Origin of the sequence: Rickettsia finnyi (genome assembly GCF_049668125.1) — a bacterium.
Taxonomy (GTDB): domain Bacteria; phylum Pseudomonadota; class Alphaproteobacteria; order Rickettsiales; family Rickettsiaceae; genus Rickettsia; species Rickettsia kotlanii.
The window spans coordinates 1,084,271-1,103,846 of the sequence record NZ_CP187160.1 but is presented as its reverse complement, the minus strand read 5'-3'; the positions used below and the strand labels follow the sequence as shown (position 1 = coordinate 1,103,846).

Below are 19,576 nucleotides of genomic sequence, written 5' to 3'. Positions count from 1 at the left end.
AGTATTAAAGTTATTTTTTGGATTCCCGCTTCCGCGGGAATGACATAAAACACCATATAAATCTACCCTTTAAACTTCTTAGTTATTTCAACTATTCTTTTACCAAAGAAATTAGCAGTTTTTAAATCGCCTTGAGTAGGAGTAATATCAGGAGAAGATTTGTGGTTAGATTGAGTCATACGTTCTGACCAGCTACCTAAGCGGTTAATTAAATCAGGATCTTCCTCTCCTGCGTAAGGAAATGGTCCCATACCAACAAGCATACCGTTCTCGCTTTGAAATATTACATTCACTCCTTAAGGTATATAATTTGCTACATGCGTAGGCATACCTATACCAAGATTGACATATAATCCATCTTTAAGTTCCTCTGCATTGTATTTTAGTATAAAAAGCCGGAATTCCCATACAAGCAGCCCTAATTCGTTCAGCTAAAGTTCCTTGTGGGTTTAGTTCAAGCTCTAAAACCTTATCAGGATATTGTTACTCAAAAATCTTATTTCCTCCGACATACAGAAGCCCAAGTCCGAAATTGTCAACACCGCAATTATTGCTTATAACTGTTAAATTTTGAACATTGCTTTTAAGAAGTGCATTTATTAAATTTTCAAGAATACTGTATAGACCGAATCCGCCCGACATTATAGTCATGCCGTCATAAAGAAGTCCTTCAAGAGCAGCTTCAGCCGAAGGATAGATTTTATTCATAAGTTTTAAATTATTTAATATCTATTATTTAAGAAATGAGGAGGATTTTCACAAGAAGTCAAGGACATACACAAGTTTAGTATATTAAAAAAATACTTTACAAGAAATTAAATTTAACCATTGCTGCTTGTTTTTTGTATTCATCAACAGTATTAGTAACTGCATCAAATATTGATGATGATATAACAATTCAAGAAAATTCTAAAAAAAATTATAGTTATGTAGTGACTTATGATAAAGATATGTCCTCAAGAGCGAGTAGCGATGCTGCTATGTCATTAATTGAAGGTTACCGTCAATTAGATGATGCTATGTTTGCCGATTCAGATAATATAGCTATGAAGATCTTAAGTTATATTACAAGATTTACTGCTACATCTTGGATTATGGTAGGTAATCATGAAATAGGAGGTTATGGAGCAAGAGCAAAGCATTTGATTTAAAAGTAACAAAATATAGTAGATCCTTTTGAGGGTACAACATATTTTAAAACTAAAGATTTTAATGCTTTGCAAGTTCATAAGCAAATTGCTATAGATATAGGGGGAATTCAAGCAAGTTATTTGTTATCTGAAAATATTAAAGATAGATACATGGCAAGTAACAAAATTAATCCTACTTACGGTATAGGTTATTTATAGACAAGACTAGATCAAGCAAGTTATATTTTTAGTACTAAGTTTGATGGCAAAGATAAAAGCGGTAATGATATAAATGCATATGTAAAAGCGATTAACTCCATATATGGTAAAAATTATATTACTAAAAATAAAATTCGTTCATATGCTTCTTTAGATTTATTTGATCCATTTTTATTCTATTCAGGATATTCATTTATAATGAATACTAACTTAAATGATATTCCGATGATTGAATTAGGACCGGTTAAATATTTACCGGCTACTAGAGCGATACTTGCTCCATACGGTTTAGAGCGTGATTTAGTTAACCATTTTGTTGTTGATAACAAATATTTAAATTAATATTAATTACGGCAAAAATCAAAAATTTAAGTCTTACGGTATCAGAGTTAAAGCTAATAACTTTCAAAGTTGAATTTATCGGTTTAGCTTTAGAAGCAATATTTTGGAATCAGCCTAAAATGTTAACCGCTACCCCTTTAAAAGAAAGTTGTAAGTAAGGTGGAATTGGAGCCGTTAATTTTGAGCTTAGCTTAAATGAAACATTTAAGAGAGTCGGCTCAGACAGTTACAAAACAGCGGGATTTATAGAAAGTATGCCTTTAAAATCCTCAGCTATAGTTAGAGTAGGGTTAAAATTAGATTTATAAGAGAGAGCTTTGTTGCATGATTAATATGTCATTCCTGCGAAAGCAGAAATCCAGAAAAAAGCGCAATACATTGAGCTTTTAATTTTAAAAACTTACTATGTATGTACCGTTTAATTACGGGATTTCTGCTTTCGCAAGAATGACATATTAGTCATAATTTGTATGTTTTATTATTCTTCTTTTATTATAAAGTGTATATATATATAAGATAATTATGACTATATATGCTAACTATTTTAGAAAAATTCTTATTCTCTTCTGTAAAAACGTTCGTCAATGTACGTGAAGATACCGTATCTGCTCTTAAAAGGCTTGGTATTAACAATATTCGTGATTTATTATTTTATCTACCTGTTTCATATCAAAATAAAATATTATCGCCTAATTTAACTGAAGTTAGAGACGGTGACATAATCCAAACAGAAATTGTAGTTGAGAGCATTAATTTACCAAAGAAAAGTAATCAGCCTTTAAAAATTACAGCTAGCAATGATACTGGTTCTTTGTTATTAGTGTTTTTTCATAAACCACCACCGTTTATTTTTAATAAGCTGCAAGTTGGTACTTCTCATATTATCAGCGGAAAGGTACAATTTTTTGATCATTACTTACAAATTTCGCATCCTGAATTTATTGTAAATCCTAAACTCACAAAAGAAATAGAGCCGATTTATTCCCTGACATATTTACTTAGTAACAAGCAGTTATATTCATATATCATAAAAGCAATAGAGATATTTGAAGAGAAGTGTAAGAGTATAGAAGATAAAGAAGTAAAAGATTATTTAGATATTATATTGCAGAATTTGCAAATGTTGCATGTTTCCCGTCATTGCGAGGAGGCATGCATGCCGACGAAGCAATCCAGTAATGTAAAATTAATAAATTCTAGATTGCCGCAGCCACTAAAGGGGCTGCGCAATGACGATTTATATACTAACGCCAAAAAACAACTAGCAGCTAAGGAGCTTATCGCTAATCAGATATCTCTTTTAAATGTACGTACGCAAATAAGTAGAAGACGAGGTAATATTTACCCTAAAGCTGTATCTATTCAAGCAAATATATTAAATGAGCTAGGATTTGAGTTAACTTCTTATCAAAAGCAAGTCATAGAAGAAATAGAGTGTGATCAAAGCGATAAAATAGAAATGATGAGATTGTTGCAAGGCGATGTTGGTTCCGGTAAAACTTTGGTAGCTCTGCTGACGATGGTAAATGTGGTAGCCACTGGATTTCAAGCAACGCTTATGGCTCCAACTGATTTGCTTGCCAATCAGCATTATGAGTTTTTTGTTAAAGCTTTAAAAAATACTAATATAAGAGTCGGATTACTTACAGGTAAGATACTGGGGGCAGCTCGTAAAAATATTATGATACAACTTGAAAACGATGAGATTGATATATTAGTCGGCACTCATGCTTTATTTCAAGAAAAAGTACGTTTTAAGAAACTAGGTTATATAGTTATTGATGAGCAGCATAGATTTGGGGTGCAACAGCGTTTGAATTTAATAAATAAAGGAGTAAATCCCGATGTGTTAGTTATGACTGCAACGCCGATTCCTCGAAGCCTTGCACTTACTATGTTTGGTGATATGACTATCTCAAAGCTAATGGGTAAGCCGAAAAGTCGTTTACCTATCGCTACAAATACCATGTCCGTTAATAAGATAGAGCATATTATAGCAGCAATAAATAAGAAGCTTATTGCAGGTGAGCGGGTATATTGGATTTGTCCATTGATAGAGCAGGGAGAGAAAGAAACGCCGGAAGAGGATAGTTTATTGATGGATGTGATGAATCGTTTTAACTCTATCGACAATATCTATCAAGGTTATACCGGTATTATTCACGGTAAGATGAAGAACGAGCAGAAAGACCAAATAATGAAGCAATTTAAGGAAGGTGAAATTAAGATATTAGTTGCAACAACCGTTATTGAAGTCGGAATAGACATACCTGAAGCCACTTTGATAATTATTGAAAATGCTGAGCAATTTGGTCTCGCTCAACTTCATCAGCTTAGAGGTAGAGTAGGGCGGGGTAGTTTGCAGTCATATTGTATATTGTTATACAATCCTAAAAGGCTTAGAAAAGTTGCACGAGGTAGGTTTGAGATAATGAAACAAACTACTGATGGATTTTATATAGCTGAGCAGGATTTAAAACTTCGAGGTAGTGGTGAGATTTTAGGAGTAAAACAAAGCGGCGAAATCGCATTTTTCTTCGTCGATTTAGCGGATGATTATGACCTACTTCTTAAAGCGCATAAATTTGCAGAAATAGGCTCAAAAGGTAATGTAAATTTTGTTAACTTTCAGATAAAGCTCTTCGCCAAATCTCAAGTAAGCGAGTTGGTTTAGTTTGAATATGCTATTTCTGCTTGGTATTGGCGTTGTTGCGTGGTTCGATTTTTACCGTCATTGCGAGAAGAATGACGCAGTAATTCGATGAAGCAATCTCGTGCCAAAGTCCTGAGATTGCCGTGCTCCTTTCAGTCGCTTGCAATGACGAAAAACCACACCGTGCAAGCAAGCTTTGTTATAAAATGAAAATCTAGAATACTATAAGTTAAAGCTAATCCTGTGTGATTTCAGCAAGTCTAGTAAACAGAGCATCAATCATATCCTAGTCTTTTTTTGAATAGTGAGTAAAGAAGAATCATTAATGTTTATTTGTTTTAATAAATCTATTCCCATTTGTTCATGTCCAGGATCAAGATGCATATGTGTTTTGAAATGTTTTGCTGCTTTATGATTCAAAAATATTGATCCTAGTTTTTCATAAAATATAGTAGCACAAAACTCTATTACTAAATGGACAAGGACGGCTCTTTCACTATCTCCAAGAGTCATCGCGTAAACCAAGAACTGAGGCCTCAAAAATAGAATCTGTAGTTTCTGCATTATTTTCTAGATTTTGGAATAATTCTATATTATGTCCAAATTCATCGGTAAGATGCTCCCATGCAAGTTGTTGAAATTCTTTTGTTTCAGACAACACTACTCTTGCTAATACCATTTTTTGAAATTCATCTGATCAAATCCAAAAATGTTTAAGAAATTTATTTTTTCGTAGCGTACTATCTAACTTAATTTTAAATAGTTAGTTTTTTTTATTGCTCTTTATATTGTTCATTATCCAAAATTAAACGATCTATTATATTCATATATTTAATTATCAATTTATTTAAATATATTAATATTAACTAAATTACGCTGTCACTAATTATTAATGTTTATTTACCAATTTTTAAAACCATATGTGTGTTTATAGGTGAAGATGAATTGTAAGATCATAATGTGTATGCAGTAAATATATAAAACATTGCGACTTATCCATTTTAGATTTATAGCTATTTTTTGTAAATAATTGCTTAGGATCATTAATATATAAGTCATTGTTAAGAAAGTGAGATTTAAAATTAAGTCAGTATTTGAAAAATTTAACTCATTAAAGGAAATCGCAAGAGTAAAAAGAGTTGAGTGCACGAACAAGGCAAAAATTGCTATAAAACAGCAAAGTTTTAAGTTTGCCTGCTCATGTTTTGAAATAAATCCAAGTATCATTATAGCAATTACAAGAGTCCCGTAATCAATCAAAGCCCAGCTAATATACCACAATAGTACCATTATAATTGCATGACAATAACCGCTATAGAAAAAGCGAGTTAAAGAATTACGAAAATAATAAATATACCATTGCCCTAAATAGATAGAGATTAGAATATTTGTAGTAAGAAACTGTTTAAATAGTACAGTGGTATATATTTGTAATAAAACACCGAATATTATTATGTGGGTTTTTGGTTCACCATGAAAATTATAACCGGCAAAAAAGCAAAATATTGGCATAGCTGTACGACCTATGATCCGTATAATCGTTAATTCGGGATATAGATATAAACCTACATGATCAATGATCATGGCTATAATAGCTAAGGCTTTTAGCCAATCCTGATAATTTGATTGGTGCTTATTGTTTGTTATTATCATAATTAACCGCTTTTAATAAATATGCCGTGCCGAAAAATGCTCCCATTCCAACTGCAATTGTACTACCTAGCATACAGACTTTAATCAGTAAATATTCCGAATAAAAATATTCTAAATAATAATGCTTTATTAAAGCAATTATAATAGACATTAATGTACAGCATAACAAAATTTTACCGCAGAAAAGTTTTATACCGGCTTCTATATGAAGCTTATTTTGTTTTGTAGTATAGCTATATAATAAACCTAGATTATACCAAGCTGCAATAGATGTACCGACTGCAATACCGATATGTTTCAAATAATCCATTAATAATAGATTCATGCCGGTATTAATTATTATTGAAAATAAGGTTATTTTGAGCGGTGCTTTAGTATCTCCGTTAGCATAAAAAATAGGAGTTAAAATTTTTGCCAAAATAAAAGCAGGAAGCCCAAGTGCAAACGCAGAAATAGCTTCAGCTGTATTTGTAGTATCTTGGCTCGTGAATACTCCTCTTTCATAAATTATATTAATAATCGGATGAGATAGAATTATAATACCGAATGTAGCAGGCAACGATAATAATAATCCCATTCTAATAGCATTATTCTGTATTTTTTTTGCAGCTACTATATCATTTGATTTATAGATTTTTGACAGCTCAGGTAGCAATATAGTAGAGAAGCTAGTACCTATTATTGATAGAGGAAATTGATATATCCGGTCGGCATAAGCTAATATAGAAATAGCACCTTCAATAAAGCTAGCAATAGATTGGGATATGAAAAGGTTTAATTGCTGTATGCCGGAGCTAATGGTTGCCGGTCCCATATTAATCAAAAGCTTTTTTACATCGGGATCGCTTGGATTAAAAATTATCGGAAAGTTTAAATCCGCTCTTTTCACACAGACAAACATGAAAGAAACTTGTAATATTCCGGCCATTATTAAAGATAAGCTTATTGAGATAGTAGATTTTATATAATGATCAAATGTTAAAGTAAAAATTATTACGCATATACTTAAAATAACCGGTGAAAAAGCAAATGCAGCGAATTTTTTTACAGAGTTTAATATTCCGCCAAGTAAAGCTGTTAATGAAACAAATATTAAATAAGGTATTGTAATTCGGCATAAAAATACCGTAAGCTCAAACTTTTCTTTTTTACCATGAAATCCAGGAGCAATAAACAGCATTAATTGTGGCATGAAGATTTGCATTAATGCTATTATTACTATTAATGTCAGAAGTAAAAGGGTAAAAACCTCACCTGAAAAATTATTAGCGGCTTTCTTAGAAATAAGCATTTTTTCATTATAAATAGGAATGAATACGCTTGATAATGCTCCTTCTGCAAAAATTCTTCTAAAGAGATTCGGTAGTTTAAAAGCAACATTAATGCTATCACCCATAGGCGTAGAGCCGAATAATGATGCGATAAACTGTTCACGCACTAAGCCAAATATGCGAGAAATTAATGTGAAAAAAGCTACTACGACTCCTGAACGAAATAATCGACTTCTTGCATAACTTGCTTCTAAAGGTAATTTGTGCGTCAATCCGGTACTCACATCCTCACGTACTAAAGTGTACGCTGCGGTGCTGCGTTCTGTGTTTCCTTCAAATTCCTCTTTATTAGCTACGTTATGCAAGAAGTCGGTCACTGTTTGTTTTTTATCTTATTTTTCTGATGTAATTCCCGCGAGGCGGGAATCCAGTAAAACCTATAAAAACTTGTTTTTATAGGTTTATTTTGTTAATTAATGTATCATTGTTGAGATCGGGATTAAGGCTACTTTTTCTGGATTCCCGCCTCCGCGGGAATGACATCAAGCACCATGCAAGCAACGTCATGAATTCTTATCCCTAGCTGACCCTATCTATTCCTTCATTGATTAAAGCGTCTGCTTTTGATTTATTTTCCCATCCAGTAACTTTAACCCATTTACCTTTTTCTAAATCTTTATAATGCTCAAAGAAATGCACGATACGTTTTTTGAGCATGTCACATAAATCATCTAGCTCTTTAATATGATCGAAAGTAATATCGAGCTTAGAAGTTGGTACTGCGATTATTTTCTCATCAAGCCCTGATTCGTCTTCCATCATCAATACGCCGACTGCTCGGCATTTTATAACCGACCCAGGCACTACCGGATGATGAGTTACGACAAGTACGTCTACCGGATCACCGTCATTTGAAAGAGTATGAGGAATAAAACCGTAATTGCATGGATAGCTCATGGTAGTTTGCATAAAGCGATCAACAAAAACTGCTCCTGATTCTTTGTCAAATTCGTATTTGATTGGACCGCTATTCATCGGAATTTCGATAATTACGTTTATTTCGTAATTATTTGCTTTTGCTTTGATTTTATCTATAAACATATTTTTGTTTATTTGGTTGGTTTAGTGATTTTTCGTCATTGCGAGGAGAATTACAACGTAATTCGACGAAGCAATCTCAGGCCTATTTTACTAGATTACCACGTCGCTTCACTCTTCACAATGACGTTGTTATGGCGGCGGTCTGTAATTCTCATCATGCTTTGCAAGTAATTGTTTTGCTATAAATTTCCCGTTCGATAATTGCCCGATTGCAATAATTCCTTGTCCTTTACGAAATAGAGCCGGAAGGGTTCCTTGATATAATATCTCTAAATCCTTAATATTATCGGTAATAACAAAACTTATCTTATCATCAGCAATTTTATTTATTGAGTCTGTTTTAACAAGTCCACCGACTCTTAACTCTTTGTCTTGTTCTATTTCATTAATTTTTGACGGCGGCAAAAAAAATACTATATTTTTCTCTAAATTGTACAGTATTATACTAATTCCTAAACATGCTGAGCAGAAACAAATAATTATTGTTATTAATCTATTGCTTACTCTCTTTTGCATTAAAGTTCTGTTTATTTTTCAATGACTTGTAATTTAAAAAACTTACAATTAACAATATCGCTAAGGTTAAAAAGGTAAATAAATACGCTACCGATATATAATTATTCATTTCTTAAAAATTCCATAATTTCCTTAGGTGAAGAATCTAAATAGAAATGTTTCAGATATTTTCCGTTTGCATCGATTAAATATGTAAAAGATGAATGATCAAGCATATAGTTCAGGTCGTCATCATCACCATGCACACGAGCATAGAAAACCTTGAATTTATCAGTTACATCTTTTATTTGTTGCTCGTTACCGGTAAGACCTATAAATTTCGGATGAAAATGTTTTAGATATTCTTTAAGTGCTATAGGAGTATCACGTTTTGGGTCAATAGTGATAAAAACAGGTAGAATATCTATTTTATGTTTATTTAAAATTTCTACAATCTCCGTCATTTTATTTAGAGAGGTTGGGCATATATCAGGACAACTAGTAAATCCAAAGTAAATGAGGCTTAAGTTGCCTTTCAACTTATCACTATTAAATATCTCTCCATTTTGGTCTATTAGTTCAAAATCACCGCCGATTTTTACGTTATCTTCATAGATATTAACTTGACCGGCAAGCGGTTTTTCAGGTGTTCTTAAAGATAACAACAAATATAATGCTCCTACTCCTATTAATAAGCTAATTATGATAATTATTTTTATAACATTTGACTGTATTTTCATAAGATATTATCCATTCTTGCGTCATCCTAGCTGGTTCTGCTGTATGGCTCTTATGTCATTCCTGCGAAAGCAGGAATGACATAAAAAGACCATACAACAAAGTCTACTCTTTTACACAAGCCCTAATTTTTTAGGTTTAAAATATTTGACCCAAATATCTATTAACAATTTAGTAATGATAATCGCCGAAAACATTGAAGATATAATCCCGATCGTTAATGCAACGGCAAAACCTTTTATTGCACCTACTCCAAATATATAAAGTAAAAAAGCAACGATTAAAGTAGTTAGGTTAGCATCAAGGATAGTGGCAAATGCAGATTCAAAACCGGTTCTAATAGCATAAAGATTAGAAACTCCTTTATGCAATTCCTCTTTAATCCTTTCGTAAATCAATACATTAGCATCAACAGCCATACCCATAGTGAGTATTATTCCTGCAATTCCCGGCAGAGTTAAAGTCGCTTGAAAAAGTGAAAGTAAAGCTAAAATATATAACAATGCAAGGCTTAAGGCTATATTGGCAAATAAACCAAGCACACCGTAAGACCAAACCATAAATATACACACTGCTATAAATCCTATAAGTCCTGCCTTTTTGCCAGACTCTATAGAATCAGCACCCAAATTTGGACCTATACTTCTCTCTTCAATAATGTTAAGTGGGGCAGGAAGCGAACCGGCTCGTAATAATAGTGCAAGCTCATTTGCCGACTCAACGGTAAAATTTCCTGTTATTATACCGCTTCCGCCCATAATCGCGCCGTTTATCGTTGGAGCACTTAGTAATTTATTGTCTAAAACTATAGCAAGGCGTTTACCGGTATTGTTTTTGGTTATTTCACCAAATATTTTACTACCTAAATTGTTGAAAGAAAAAGCAACTACTGCTTGCGAATTTTGGTTAAAAGAAGCTGAAGCGGTTGTAAGCTGATCCCCACCCAAAACAACTTTTTTCTTTATCACGACATAATACTCCCCATGACCTTTGCTATCTCCCTTAACTAGCATTGAACCTACTGGAACATGTCCTTTTACTGCTTCTTCGATATTGGCATTTTCATCAACTAAATGAAAAGTTAGCTTTGCAGTTTTTCCTAATATATTCTTCAGGTAAGAGGGATTTTCTTCACCGGGAACTTGCAGTAATATATGCTTATCACCTTGTTTCTGTAGGGTCGGCTCTTTAGTGCCGGTACTATCAACTCTCATGCGAACGATCTCAATAGATTGGTCTACTACCTTATTAAGTAAGTCATTTAATCTAGATTCGCTGTAGCTAAGCTTTATTTTATTTTCATTGACTTCAGCGATAATTTCTGGATCGATTTTATTAATTATTTTCTTTAACGGCTTTAATTTCTCAGGCGATCTTACTTCTAATTGAATGCTATTTTTTCTAACTAACAGATTTTTATAGCCGATTTTATTCTCACGAAAATTTTTGCGTAAAGTGTCGGCAAGATTTTCCATTGAATCATTTAAGTAGGTGTCAAAATCAACATCGAGTAATAAATGGGCTCCTCCTCTAAGGTCAAGTCCTAGATTTACTGAATCATGAGGCAGAAACTTAGAGTTTACCTGTATGAAATTAGGTAAGGCACAAATAACCGCAAAAACCGTACATATAATTGAAAGAAAAATTTTCCACTTAGGAAGATTTTGCACCACTTACCTTCTTATCTTTTTTGTTGTTTTCTTTTTTTACTGCTACTTCTTTTGTACGACTAGTTATATCGATAATAGCACTTTTTAAAGCTTTAATACGTACGTCTTTAGCTATTTCGATTTCAATATTATTGTCATTTTCACTTACTTTAGTCACAATACCGTAAATGCCGCTATTTGTTAGAACTTCTTCGCCTTTTTTAACTGTACTTACTAATTTCTCTCTTTCTTTGCGTCGTGTTTCTTGTGGACGTAATAATAAGAAGTAAAATACAGCAAAAATTAAAACCATCGGTATTAAGCTTGTTAACCCCGATTGTAAAGAATTTGTTTCTACAGGCACTACCTCAGTTTCCTGTATTTCTATAGTGTCGTTATTATTTGCCTGATTATCTTGCGTATTTGCTGACATATGTAATTTCCTAATTGTTGCAATAGTCTTCCTGTATAACCTCTTTCTAAAAGTAATTTGTATACCGCAGATACTTCAAAAGTTGGAAGCCAAATAAGTGGTGAGCTTGCGGAGCGTAGAAAACTACGTGAGCAAAGGCGAAGCCCAAAATTTGACGTACCAAATCTTGCAGTATCTGCGGTATACATCAATCCGGTACTCGCATCTCGCGTACCTTTTTGTATGCTGCGGTGCTGTGTGCCGTGTTTCCTTAAAGTTTCTCTTTATAAGATAGGTTATGCACTAAGTCTAATAAAATAAAAATAGCTACCTAATAGCTTTAATGCAAGGGTAAAATAATAATATTAAATATATTTAAATGTATTTTAAACTAATATAAGTTATCATAAAACCGATAAATGGCTATTTTTACAGTTATAACTACTAGAATTTCTAATGAACTAGATATGATACTTGCTAATGTTGCTAAGGAAATCGATAGACTAAAAGAATATATTATACGTAAAGCAATAGAAAGTTATATAGAAGAAAAAGCAGATTTATTAATTGCTTTGTCTCGTATAGAAAAAGGAGAAGAAGTAATTTCATTAGAAGATATTAAGAAAAAATATGGTTTAGAAGATTGAATTTATGATAAACTTACACTGATGTCATTTGCAAAAGGGTATTGTTGCTTAGCTCGAAAAGCATGATCTATGTCATTCCCGCCTACGCGGGAATGACATAAAACGAAAAAAATCATTGGAGCGGGTGAAGGGATTCGAACCCTCGACTTCGACCTTGGCAAGGTAGCGCTCTACCCCTGAGCTACACCCGCTTAAATAAAATAACGGCATTTTAATGTAAAAAGTTTAAGGGGATCAAAATTAATTACATATAAAATGCCTTAGTGCTTTTTAAGCTAAGCGAATCTGAATATAAGTAATTATAAGATAAATTGCAAGTATTAAATTAGAAATTTATTGGCATATTGCTTAAATAAAGATAGATTATTTAATAAATTAACGCCATTGCAAGGAAATTACAAAGTGTATTGACTAAGCAATCTAGTTAAAAACTCTGTAAACTAGAATTTATTATTATTTTTTTAGATTGATACGCTCCAGTCGCTCAGCTCATTACGACACCTGTCTTGAGTTAGCAATGTTATAAAATTTAATTTTGTTAAATTGACTTTTATTTTTATAGAAAACAGTATAGTTCTTTATTAATTTTAACTAATCTGTAAAAAAGTATGGAAGTTACGCAAAAGAGCAAAAAAGTTTAGTCCGTAATCAAAAAGAAGCAATAGGGCTACTATTGATAGGTACGTTTCTTGAATATTTTGATCTCATGCTCTATGTACACATGGCGGTACTACTTAACAAGCTATTTTTTCCTGAAGCCGATGCATGAGCGGCTTCTCTATATTCTGCCATTGCATATTGTGCAACATATGTGTTTAGACCTATCGGTGCTTTAATATTCGGTTGGATAGAAGATACTATAGGTCGTAAGGCAACGGTCATTATTACAACTTTTTTAATGTCGCTTTGTTGTTGTATAATGGCTAATTATAAAAACTTATGCCGAAATTGGTATTACGACGACTTTTGTAGTAACTGCGTGTCGTATCGCTCAGGGGATGTCCTTATATAGAGGAGGTAGTAGGTGCCGAGCTTTATCTAGCCGAAATGACAAAAATTCCTCAACGTTATTGGGTGGTGGCTTCGCTTGTTGTTTTTGTAATGTTAGGTGCAACCGTAGCATTGGTGGTAGGAACACTTGTTACTTCTTTTGGACTTGATTGGCGTATTGCATTTTGGTTTGGAGCAGCTCTGTAGCACAAGCGGGGATAGATAGTAATCGGCTAAAATCAAGTCCTATTTGGAGTGAAAAAATTAATAAACCAACAGCAATAGTTTTCTTTTTTATACATTGTGGAGCCCCGTTATGGTTTTATATTGTTTATATTTATTGCGGTAATATGCTAAAAACTCCTTTCTTATTTCATTATAATTTGTGGGCTATTAATTAAAAAATTAGGCATTGCCTAGAAAAAGTTGATAATTTGAAAAGTTTACGTCATTGCCACGCTCTTTGCAGTCCCTTAGCTCATGACAATATCAACTATTTCGAGTAGGTTCTATGAAGAAAAATTAAATTAATCTATTTTTGCTGTAAATCATAAGATTTTTTTGAAATAGGAACAACTATTACTGCAAAAATCTTATTAATTTTCGCTAAAAAATATCTAAAAATATAAATAATTTAATTTTCCTTCACAGAACCTAAAGATTATTGTTATATTATTTTAAATATTAATCCTAAAGTCAAAATATAACTATGTCAAACCGTAATAGTTTAGAAGTACAAGAGTACGCACAAGCTAGCTCCTTAAATAATACTAATCTAATTGCATCACAGGGTGAGTTAATACTAACTGTTGCAAATTTATTGTTCAAAGAGTCAAATATTAATAATAATCAGAATATACAAAGAGATCATAATATATCTTATGAGAATAATATTGCCGACTTTGAAAATCAGGATACAAGTTGTGGTATATGTAAATGTCTTGGAGCTATAGCTACTGTTTGCTGTAATGTGTATGTATTTTTATTTGAATAAACACCAAATTTTACACTAAAAAAATATGAGCAAGGCTTAAGAAAGTTAGGAAACCTAGAGCATCGGTTATGGTTGTTAGAAATACACCAGAGCCTGTAGCGGGGTCTATATCAAAATAATGCAGTATTATAGGAATAGCAGAGCCGAATAATCCGGCTACTAAAAAATTTAAAATAACTGCAATAGCAAAAATAATGCTAAGATTTAAGTCAAGCAACATCACAAAGCTAAGTCCTGCTCCGATAATTGCAAGTACAAAACCGTTAAAAGCTGATACGGCTATTTCTTTTAATATAACTTTATTGACATTATTATAATGAATATCTTTATTAGCAAGGGCTCTCACCGTAACGGTCATGGCTTGTGTTCCAGCATTTCCGCCCATTGAAGCTACAATAGGCATAGTGGCTGCAAGCGTTACAAGTTTTGCAATAGTATCGTTAAAATGGTTAATGATAAGTGAGGTCATGCAGGCAGTGATTAGATTAACAAAGAGCCAAGGAAAACGATGTTTAACGGTATAAAATACATTGAAGAAAGTATCTTGAGTGTGTACCCCGCTTAATGATAATATATCTTTACCGGCTTGTTCTTCGATAATATAAATTATATTATCAATTGATACGCTACCTACTAACTTACCGCTTTTATTTACTACCGGTACAATAGTTAAAGCATATTGTCTAAAAATGAAGCTTAGTTCATTTAAGTCGGTAAAAGCATCTGCAAGCTTAAAATCTTTGCTCATCAAATCTTTTATCAATTCATGTTTTTTGCCTTTAATTAGCGTGCTAAGAGAAATAATACCGATAGGACGTAATTTATTATCTGTAACGATTGCCGCATAAAAGTCATTCTTTACGTTCTTGATAAAATTTAATGATTCCTCGACCGTCCATCCTTCTTGAAGATTAATAAAATCTCGCTCAATTACCCTACCTACTGTATTTTCGGGATATGTACAACCTACGGTAATTTGGTGTTTTTTTTCTTTAGTGAGATTACTTAGGATAAGGTCTTTTATATCATCGTCTAGATCGATTACTACTTCAATAGCATCTTCTATAACTAGCTTATTGATTAATTCTGCAGATTTTTTTATGCCTAAAGTTTCTATTATTAAAGGTTTACTATAAGCATTTAATGATACTAACGTTTCAGGCTTAATTTCATCCTGTAATAAGGGAATAATTATTTTATATGTTTTATTGTTAAGATTATCTAAGAAATCTGCTAAATCGGCATAATGAAGCTTGGCCAGCCTGCTTGCAGCAGCATCATAATTGTGATCTTCAATCAGATCGTTAATTTGATCAAAAATTTCAGCAAATTGATCGTGATGATCTGGTAAGATACTTTTCAATATATTGAAATTAGGCATAGCCTATGGACCTAATAGTTTTTATAGACTTATTATAATTATTTAAAGCTGGTTAGCTAGGCTTAGCACAGAATTGTGTACAATTTACTAATCAATATAAATCACAGAGTACAAATAAGCAATAGTTTTTATTTCAACTCTTTTTCATTTATCAGGAGTATACAATTAGCACAAACATTTGTTAACAAGAAGAACTTAGGAGTAAATATAAAATCTGAAGTGTCGAAACAGACCAAAACTTGACTTTGTGAAAAACCGGCGAATGGTGCGGTCGAGAAGACTTGAACTTCCAATCTTTTTACAGAACAGCACCCTCAATGCTGCGCGTCTACCAATTTCGCCACGACCGCTTAAGTTTTACTCTATAGCAGATTATGAGTAAAATATCAATAGGGTTCTTTTGATGTCATTCCCGCCTTTCTATGTCATTCCCGCGGAAGCGGGAATGACATAAACTAGCCATGCGACAACACCTTTAGTCGTTCGCAATGATGGCAAAGCTATTTAAGATAAATCAACAACAAAAGTAGGTGTAATCGATTGCTTAACAGCAGCTTTCATTAAACTATCTAGTTTTTCATCAATATTATCAAAATCAATATGATATTCTCTAGAATTTCCGGTTAACACTAGGGCAGAGTCTATACCAAGGCGATTTGCTGCAAGTATATCAGTGTAAACAGTGTCCCCAATCATTAACATGCGATTCTTAGGGGTATTATGACATTCTTTTAAAATTTTGCTATATATTTCTTCATATGGCTTACCGCTATAAATTACTTTTCCGCCAAGCTGCTTTATTTTTTCGGCATAATAGCCGCTACAATATCTATAAACACCGTGCTGATTTATTCCAAGGTCAGGATTAGCACAAATATTGACCATTTTACGTTGTACAACAATTTTAAATAATTCATCGAATTCGTTTAAATCTAAATTTTCGTTTTCGTCTCTGTAAATAGTCATTAAGAAAATATTAGCTTTGTTAATATCATCAGTGATAGGACATTGCATTCTGTTTATTATATCATTTTCTAAATGTCCTAAATGATATATTACTGGTTTTTCTATACCGAACCGCTCTTTACTTTCTAGTATCATTTCTACTGCTATTTCGCCTGAGCTAATGATCATTTCCGGTTCTGCATTTAATCCCCACGATTTAATTGTTTGATGCAGTGAAAAAATATTTCTTGGAGCATTAGTGACAAAATATACTTTTTTTCGTTCAATAATCTTATTGATATTTTGTACGACGTACGGATAGGTACGCTCCCCTTCGATTATTACCCCCCAAAGATCGAATAAAAACACGTCATAATCATTAATTACGTCGAAAATATTTTTTAACTTTAATATATTCATTATTATCTCGCTAATTTTAAATCAAGAAACTTTACTATTTTAATAAGTTACGTTATAGTCATTTTTATTATTTCTAGCAACAAGTAATAGAGCCAAATACCAAATATATAATATGTCGGAAATTGAAGAAAAATTTAACGCATCATCATACGGTGCTGATTCCATAAAGGTTTTAAAAGGTCTTGAAGCCGTAAGAAAAAGACCGGGAATGTATATCGGGGATGTTGGAGACGGGTCGGGTCTACATCATATGATTTATGAAGTAGTCGACAACGCTATCGATGAGTCGCTTGCCGGTTATTGCGATCTAGTACGAGTAACATTAAATAAAAACGGTTCAGTAACCGTATCCGATAACGGGCGAGGTATACCCGTTGAAATTCATGAAGAAGAAGGAATATCGGCAGCTGAAGTTATTATGACGCAACTTCACGCCGGCGGTAAGTTTGACCAGAACACTTATAAGGTTGCAGGCGGTCTACACGGTGTCGGTGTATCGGTTGTAAATGCTCTTTCTGAATGGCTTGAGCTACGTATTTGGCGTAATAATAAGGAATATTTGATTAGATTTAATAACGGTATAACGGAAGCTCCACTTGCGGTTGTCAAAGAAAATATTGATAAAAAAGGTACAGAAGTTACTTTTTTTCCGTCTGTAGAAATATTTACTAATATAGAATTTGATTTCGGCACTATAGAGCATCGTCTTCGTGAGCTTGCTTTTTTAAATTCAGGCGTAAAGATTTTACTCGTCGATAATCGCTTTGAAGAAGTTAAAGAAGTAGAGTTTTATTATACGGGCGGTATAGAAGCTTATGTAAAATATATAGACAGAGCGAAGCACGCTATTCATCCATGTATAGTAGTTAATACGGAGAATGCTGAGTCCGGTATAAGCCTTGAGCTTGCAATGCATTGGAACGATTCTTATCATGAAAATATTTTATGCTTTACTAATAATATTAGACAGCGTGATGGCGGAACTCATCTTAGTGCTTTCAAATCAGCGATAACACGTGTTATTACCTCGTATCTTGATACTACGGGTCTTAATAAAAAAGCTAAAAATGACTTTAGCGGTGAAGATACTAGGGAAGGGCTATGTTGTGTGCTTTCCGTTAAAGTGCCTGATCCTAAATTTTCTTCTCAAACAAAAGATAAGCTAGTAAGCTCCGAAGTACGACCGGTTGTTGAGAATACCGTTTATACAAAGGTGCTTGAGTGGTTTGAAGAGCATCCAGCAGAAGCTAAGGCAATTATAGCTAAGATTATGGAAGCTGCGAATGCTCGTGAAGCTGCTAGAAAAGCAAGGGAATTCACTCGAAGAAAATCAGCTTTAGAAGTTTCGAATTTACCAGGTAAACTTGCAGATTGCCATGTAAAAGATCCTGCTATTTCAGAATTGTTTATTGTTGAGGGGGACTCTGCGGGCGGTACTGCAAAGCAGGGTAGGGATAGCAAAATTCAGGCTATATTGCCTTTGCGTGGTAAAATTTTGAACGTTGAACGTGCAAGATTTGATAAAATGCTCGGTTCGGACCAAATCGGTACGTTAATTACAGCTCTTGGAATTAGTGTTGAACGAGAATTTTCCTTAGAAAAGCTTAGATACCATAAAGTTATTATTATGACCGATGCTGATGTTGACGGTTCGCACATTAGAACTTTATTACTCACGTTTTTCTATCGTCATATGCCTGAGCTAATAAATAAAGGCTATCTATATATAGCTCAGCCACCGCTTTATAAAGTAAAGAAAGGAGCAGCCGAGCTTTATTTAAAGAATGAGCAAGCGCTGCAAGATTATTTGATCAAATCAACTATTAATGATGCAACCTTAATTCTAGACGGTAAAGAGCAGTTAGTGGGTGATAATTTAGAAGAGCTAATTAATAAAGTAGTGAAGTTTAACGGCTTGCTTGACCATGCTAGCAAAAAATTTAATTGCTCAATTACTGAAATTCTTGTGATTAATGACTTACTTAATAACAAAATATTTGAGCCTGAAAGTGATTTAAGACTTAAAAAAGCTTTAGATGTTTTAAATAGCTTAGAAGATTCGCCTGATAAGACTAATTGGGAAGTTTTAAAACATGAAAATAAAATAGAGTTCTTCCGCTTTAGTAGGGGTTTAAAAGAAAGTAAAATATTATTGAAAGAGCAGTTAGAATCATTTGAGTTTGTACAAATATCAAAGCTTGCTTTAACGATTTTTGATATATTTAGTAAGCAATTAAAGCTTATAGTGAAAAGTCAGGAATTCGATATTTTAACACCGAGTCAGTTGTTAAATACCATTATAGAATGCGGGAAAAGAGGTATAAATATTCAGCGTTTTAAGGGTCTTGGTGAGATGAATTCCGACCAGCTATGGGAAACTACTCTTGACCCTACAAAAAGAACTTTGCTTCAGGTAAGAGTTGCAGAAATTGATGAAGCAGAAGGCATTTTCTCTACTTTAATGGGTGACGTTGTTGAACCTCGCAGGTTATTTATCCAAGCAAATGCGTTGAATGTCGTGAATTTGGATGTATAA

19 protein-coding genes, 2 tRNA genes and 5 pseudogenes are annotated in these 19,576 nt (G+C 33.1%); 10 read left to right on the top strand and 16 right to left on the bottom strand.

From position 1 onward, the window contains the following. Positions 1 to 62: 62 nt before the first annotated feature. The 3 pseudogenes from ACPKKV_RS06105 to ACPKKV_RS06095 form a co-directional block, all read right to left on the bottom strand. Positions 63 to 221 (bottom strand): annotated as a pseudogene (locus tag ACPKKV_RS06105) (transcriptional regulator); the annotation flags it as partial. After that, positions 204 to 389 (bottom strand): annotated as a pseudogene (locus ACPKKV_RS06100) (CoA-transferase); the annotation flags it as partial. The pseudogenes ACPKKV_RS06105 and ACPKKV_RS06100, both read right to left, overlap by 18 nt. Further along, positions 382 to 708: pseudogene (locus ACPKKV_RS06095) on the bottom strand (CoA transferase subunit A); the annotation flags it as partial. The pseudogenes ACPKKV_RS06100 and ACPKKV_RS06095, both read right to left, overlap by 8 nt. 134 nt (positions 709 to 842) lie before the next feature. On the opposite strand from ACPKKV_RS06095, the gene ACPKKV_RS06090 reads away from it, so the two are divergent. The 4 genes from ACPKKV_RS06090 (at position 843) to ACPKKV_RS06075 (ending at position 4,365) form a co-directional block, all read left to right on the top strand. Beyond that, positions 843 to 1,151, top strand: coding sequence for a hypothetical protein (locus ACPKKV_RS06090; protein ID WP_392506704.1), 309 nt, complete (start codon positions 843 to 845; stop codon positions 1,149 to 1,151). A 66-nt stretch (positions 1,152 to 1,217) separates the two neighbouring features. Then, positions 1,218 to 1,349: a hypothetical protein gene (locus ACPKKV_RS06085; RefSeq protein WP_392506703.1), complete on the top strand. Its 132-nt coding sequence runs from the start codon at positions 1,218 to 1,220 to the stop codon at positions 1,347 to 1,349. A gap of 198 nt (positions 1,350 to 1,547) precedes the next feature. After that, a complete protein-coding gene (locus ACPKKV_RS06080; protein ID WP_392506702.1) occupies positions 1,548 to 1,691 on the top strand; it encodes a hypothetical protein in 144 nt (47 codons plus the stop codon). Between the two features lie 532 nt (positions 1,692 to 2,223). Further along, entirely contained in the window at positions 2,224 to 4,365 is a 2,142-nt protein-coding gene (locus ACPKKV_RS06075) for an ATP-dependent DNA helicase RecG (RefSeq protein WP_392506700.1), read from the top strand. A 214-nt stretch (positions 4,366 to 4,579) separates the two neighbouring features. Here ACPKKV_RS06075 and ACPKKV_RS06070 read toward each other — a convergent pair. The 8 genes and pseudogenes from ACPKKV_RS06070 to yajC all read right to left on the bottom strand — a co-directional run bounded on the left by ACPKKV_RS06070 (position 4,580) and on the right by yajC (position 11,684). Next, a pseudogene (locus tag ACPKKV_RS06070) lies at positions 4,580 to 5,171 on the bottom strand (hypothetical protein). A 73-nt stretch (positions 5,172 to 5,244) separates the two neighbouring features. After that, entirely contained in the window at positions 5,245 to 5,997 is a 753-nt protein-coding gene (locus tag ACPKKV_RS06065; RefSeq protein WP_392506699.1) for a TraX family protein, read from the bottom strand. Beyond that, the gene (gene murJ / locus ACPKKV_RS06060) at positions 5,978 to 7,540 is read right to left on the bottom strand and encodes a murein biosynthesis integral membrane protein MurJ (RefSeq protein WP_410528173.1); all 1,563 of its coding nucleotides are present in this window, start codon (positions 7,538 to 7,540) and stop codon (positions 5,978 to 5,980) included. The genes ACPKKV_RS06065 and murJ overlap by 20 nt, the downstream gene beginning before the upstream one ends. 307 nt (positions 7,541 to 7,847) lie before the next feature. Continuing rightward, positions 7,848 to 8,369: an inorganic diphosphatase gene (gene ppa / locus ACPKKV_RS06055; protein WP_014014544.1), complete on the bottom strand. Its 522-nt coding sequence runs from the start codon at positions 8,367 to 8,369 to the stop codon at positions 7,848 to 7,850. A 129-nt stretch (positions 8,370 to 8,498) separates the two neighbouring features. Then, the gene (gene ccmE / locus ACPKKV_RS06050; RefSeq protein WP_392506697.1) at positions 8,499 to 8,885 is read right to left on the bottom strand and encodes a cytochrome c maturation protein CcmE; all 387 of its coding nucleotides are present in this window, start codon (positions 8,883 to 8,885) and stop codon (positions 8,499 to 8,501) included. A 101-nt stretch (positions 8,886 to 8,986) separates the two neighbouring features. Then, a complete protein-coding gene (locus ACPKKV_RS06045) occupies positions 8,987 to 9,604 on the bottom strand; it encodes an SCO family protein (RefSeq protein ID WP_392506696.1) in 618 nt (205 codons plus the stop codon). Between the two features lie 111 nt (positions 9,605 to 9,715). After that, entirely contained in the window at positions 9,716 to 11,272 is a 1,557-nt protein-coding gene (gene secD / locus ACPKKV_RS06040; protein WP_392506876.1) for a protein translocase subunit SecD, read from the bottom strand. Continuing rightward, the gene (yajC, locus tag ACPKKV_RS06035) at positions 11,256 to 11,684 is read right to left on the bottom strand and encodes a preprotein translocase subunit YajC (protein ID WP_392506695.1); all 429 of its coding nucleotides are present in this window, start codon (positions 11,682 to 11,684) and stop codon (positions 11,256 to 11,258) included. Before yajC ends, secD begins: the two co-directional genes overlap by 17 nt. Before the next feature lie 42 nt (positions 11,685 to 11,726). Here yajC and ACPKKV_RS06030 point away from each other — a divergent pair. After that, a pseudogene (locus tag ACPKKV_RS06030) lies at positions 11,727 to 11,867 on the top strand (palindromic element RPE5 domain-containing protein); the annotation flags it as partial. Positions 11,868 to 12,082: 215 nt separating this feature from the next. Then, complete coding sequence (locus tag ACPKKV_RS06025) at positions 12,083 to 12,310, top strand: antitoxin of toxin-antitoxin stability system (protein WP_392506694.1); 228 nt, start codon at positions 12,083 to 12,085, stop codon at positions 12,308 to 12,310. 116 nt (positions 12,311 to 12,426) lie between these two features. Here the strand turns inward: ACPKKV_RS06025 and ACPKKV_RS06020 are convergent. Further along, positions 12,427 to 12,501: transfer RNA gene (locus ACPKKV_RS06020), tRNA-Gly, on the bottom strand. Between the two features lie 520 nt (positions 12,502 to 13,021). After that, entirely contained in the window at positions 13,022 to 13,192 is a 171-nt protein-coding gene (locus ACPKKV_RS06015) for a hypothetical protein (protein ID WP_392506964.1), read from the bottom strand. Here ACPKKV_RS06015 and ACPKKV_RS06010 point away from each other — a divergent pair. The 3 genes from ACPKKV_RS06010 to ACPKKV_RS06000 all read left to right on the top strand — a co-directional run bounded on the left by ACPKKV_RS06010 (position 13,122) and on the right by ACPKKV_RS06000 (position 14,294). After that, positions 13,122 to 13,322: an MFS transporter gene (locus ACPKKV_RS06010; RefSeq protein ID WP_392506693.1), complete on the top strand. Its 201-nt coding sequence runs from the start codon at positions 13,122 to 13,124 to the stop codon at positions 13,320 to 13,322. The genes ACPKKV_RS06015 and ACPKKV_RS06010 overlap by 71 nt on opposite strands. A gap of 35 nt (positions 13,323 to 13,357) precedes the next feature. Beyond that, the gene (locus tag ACPKKV_RS06005; RefSeq protein WP_392506692.1) at positions 13,358 to 13,507 is read left to right on the top strand and encodes a hypothetical protein; all 150 of its coding nucleotides are present in this window, start codon (positions 13,358 to 13,360) and stop codon (positions 13,505 to 13,507) included. A 502-nt stretch (positions 13,508 to 14,009) separates the two neighbouring features. Further along, positions 14,010 to 14,294: a hypothetical protein gene (locus tag ACPKKV_RS06000; protein WP_392506691.1), complete on the top strand. Its 285-nt coding sequence runs from the start codon at positions 14,010 to 14,012 to the stop codon at positions 14,292 to 14,294. 10 nt (positions 14,295 to 14,304) lie between these two features. Here ACPKKV_RS06000 and mgtE read toward each other — a convergent pair whose 3' ends face one another. From mgtE to ACPKKV_RS05985, 3 genes are all read right to left on the bottom strand, one after another. After that, complete coding sequence (gene mgtE / locus ACPKKV_RS05995; RefSeq protein WP_392506690.1) at positions 14,305 to 15,675, bottom strand: magnesium transporter; 1,371 nt, start codon at positions 15,673 to 15,675, stop codon at positions 14,305 to 14,307. A 263-nt stretch (positions 15,676 to 15,938) separates the two neighbouring features. After that, positions 15,939 to 16,025: transfer RNA gene (locus ACPKKV_RS05990), tRNA-Leu, on the bottom strand. Positions 16,026 to 16,179: 154 nt separating this feature from the next. After that, positions 16,180 to 17,040, bottom strand: coding sequence for a TIGR01459 family HAD-type hydrolase (locus ACPKKV_RS05985; protein WP_392506689.1), 861 nt, complete (start codon positions 17,038 to 17,040; stop codon positions 16,180 to 16,182). A 112-nt stretch (positions 17,041 to 17,152) separates the two neighbouring features. On the opposite strand from ACPKKV_RS05985, the gene gyrB reads away from it, so the two are divergent. Continuing rightward, positions 17,153 to 19,576 carry a DNA topoisomerase (ATP-hydrolyzing) subunit B gene (gyrB, locus tag ACPKKV_RS05980; RefSeq protein ID WP_392506688.1) on the top strand — a complete coding sequence of 808 codons (2,424 nt, stop codon included), beginning with the start codon at positions 17,153 to 17,155 and terminating at the stop codon, positions 19,574 to 19,576.

Excerpts from the sequence above, each read along its gene's own strand:
- ccmE (WP_392506697.1), bottom strand. The coding sequence starts at position 8,885 with ATGCAAAAGAGAGTAAGCAATAGATTAATAACAATAATTATTTGTTTC.
- ACPKKV_RS06065 (WP_392506699.1), bottom strand. The coding sequence starts at position 5,997 with ATGATAATAACAAACAATAAGCACCAATCAAATTATCAGGATTGGCTA.
- yajC (WP_392506695.1), bottom strand. The coding sequence starts at position 11,684 with ATGTCAGCAAATACGCAAGATAATCAGGCAAATAATAACGACACTATA.
- ACPKKV_RS06015 (WP_392506964.1), bottom strand. The coding sequence starts at position 13,192 with ATGACCGTTGCCTTACGACCTATAGTATCTTCTATCCAACCGAATATT.
- gyrB (WP_392506688.1), top strand. The coding sequence starts at position 17,153 with ATGTCGGAAATTGAAGAAAAATTTAACGCATCATCATACGGTGCTGAT.
- ppa (WP_014014544.1), bottom strand. The coding sequence starts at position 8,369 with ATGTTTATAGATAAAATCAAAGCAAAAGCAAATAATTACGAAATAAAC.
- ACPKKV_RS05985 (WP_392506689.1), bottom strand. The coding sequence starts at position 17,040 with ATGAATATATTAAAGTTAAAAAATATTTTCGACGTAATTAATGATTAT.
- ACPKKV_RS06075 (WP_392506700.1), top strand. The coding sequence starts at position 2,224 with ATGCTAACTATTTTAGAAAAATTCTTATTCTCTTCTGTAAAAACGTTC.
- ACPKKV_RS06025 (WP_392506694.1), top strand. The coding sequence starts at position 12,083 with ATGGCTATTTTTACAGTTATAACTACTAGAATTTCTAATGAACTAGAT.
- ACPKKV_RS06080 (WP_392506702.1), top strand. The coding sequence starts at position 1,548 with ATGAATACTAACTTAAATGATATTCCGATGATTGAATTAGGACCGGTT.
- ACPKKV_RS06045 (WP_392506696.1), bottom strand. The coding sequence starts at position 9,604 with ATGAAAATACAGTCAAATGTTATAAAAATAATTATCATAATTAGCTTA.
- ACPKKV_RS06000 (WP_392506691.1), top strand. The coding sequence starts at position 14,010 with ATGTCAAACCGTAATAGTTTAGAAGTACAAGAGTACGCACAAGCTAGC.
- ACPKKV_RS06005 (WP_392506692.1), top strand. The coding sequence starts at position 13,358 with ATGACAAAAATTCCTCAACGTTATTGGGTGGTGGCTTCGCTTGTTGTT.
- mgtE (WP_392506690.1), bottom strand. The coding sequence starts at position 15,675 with ATGCCTAATTTCAATATATTGAAAAGTATCTTACCAGATCATCACGAT.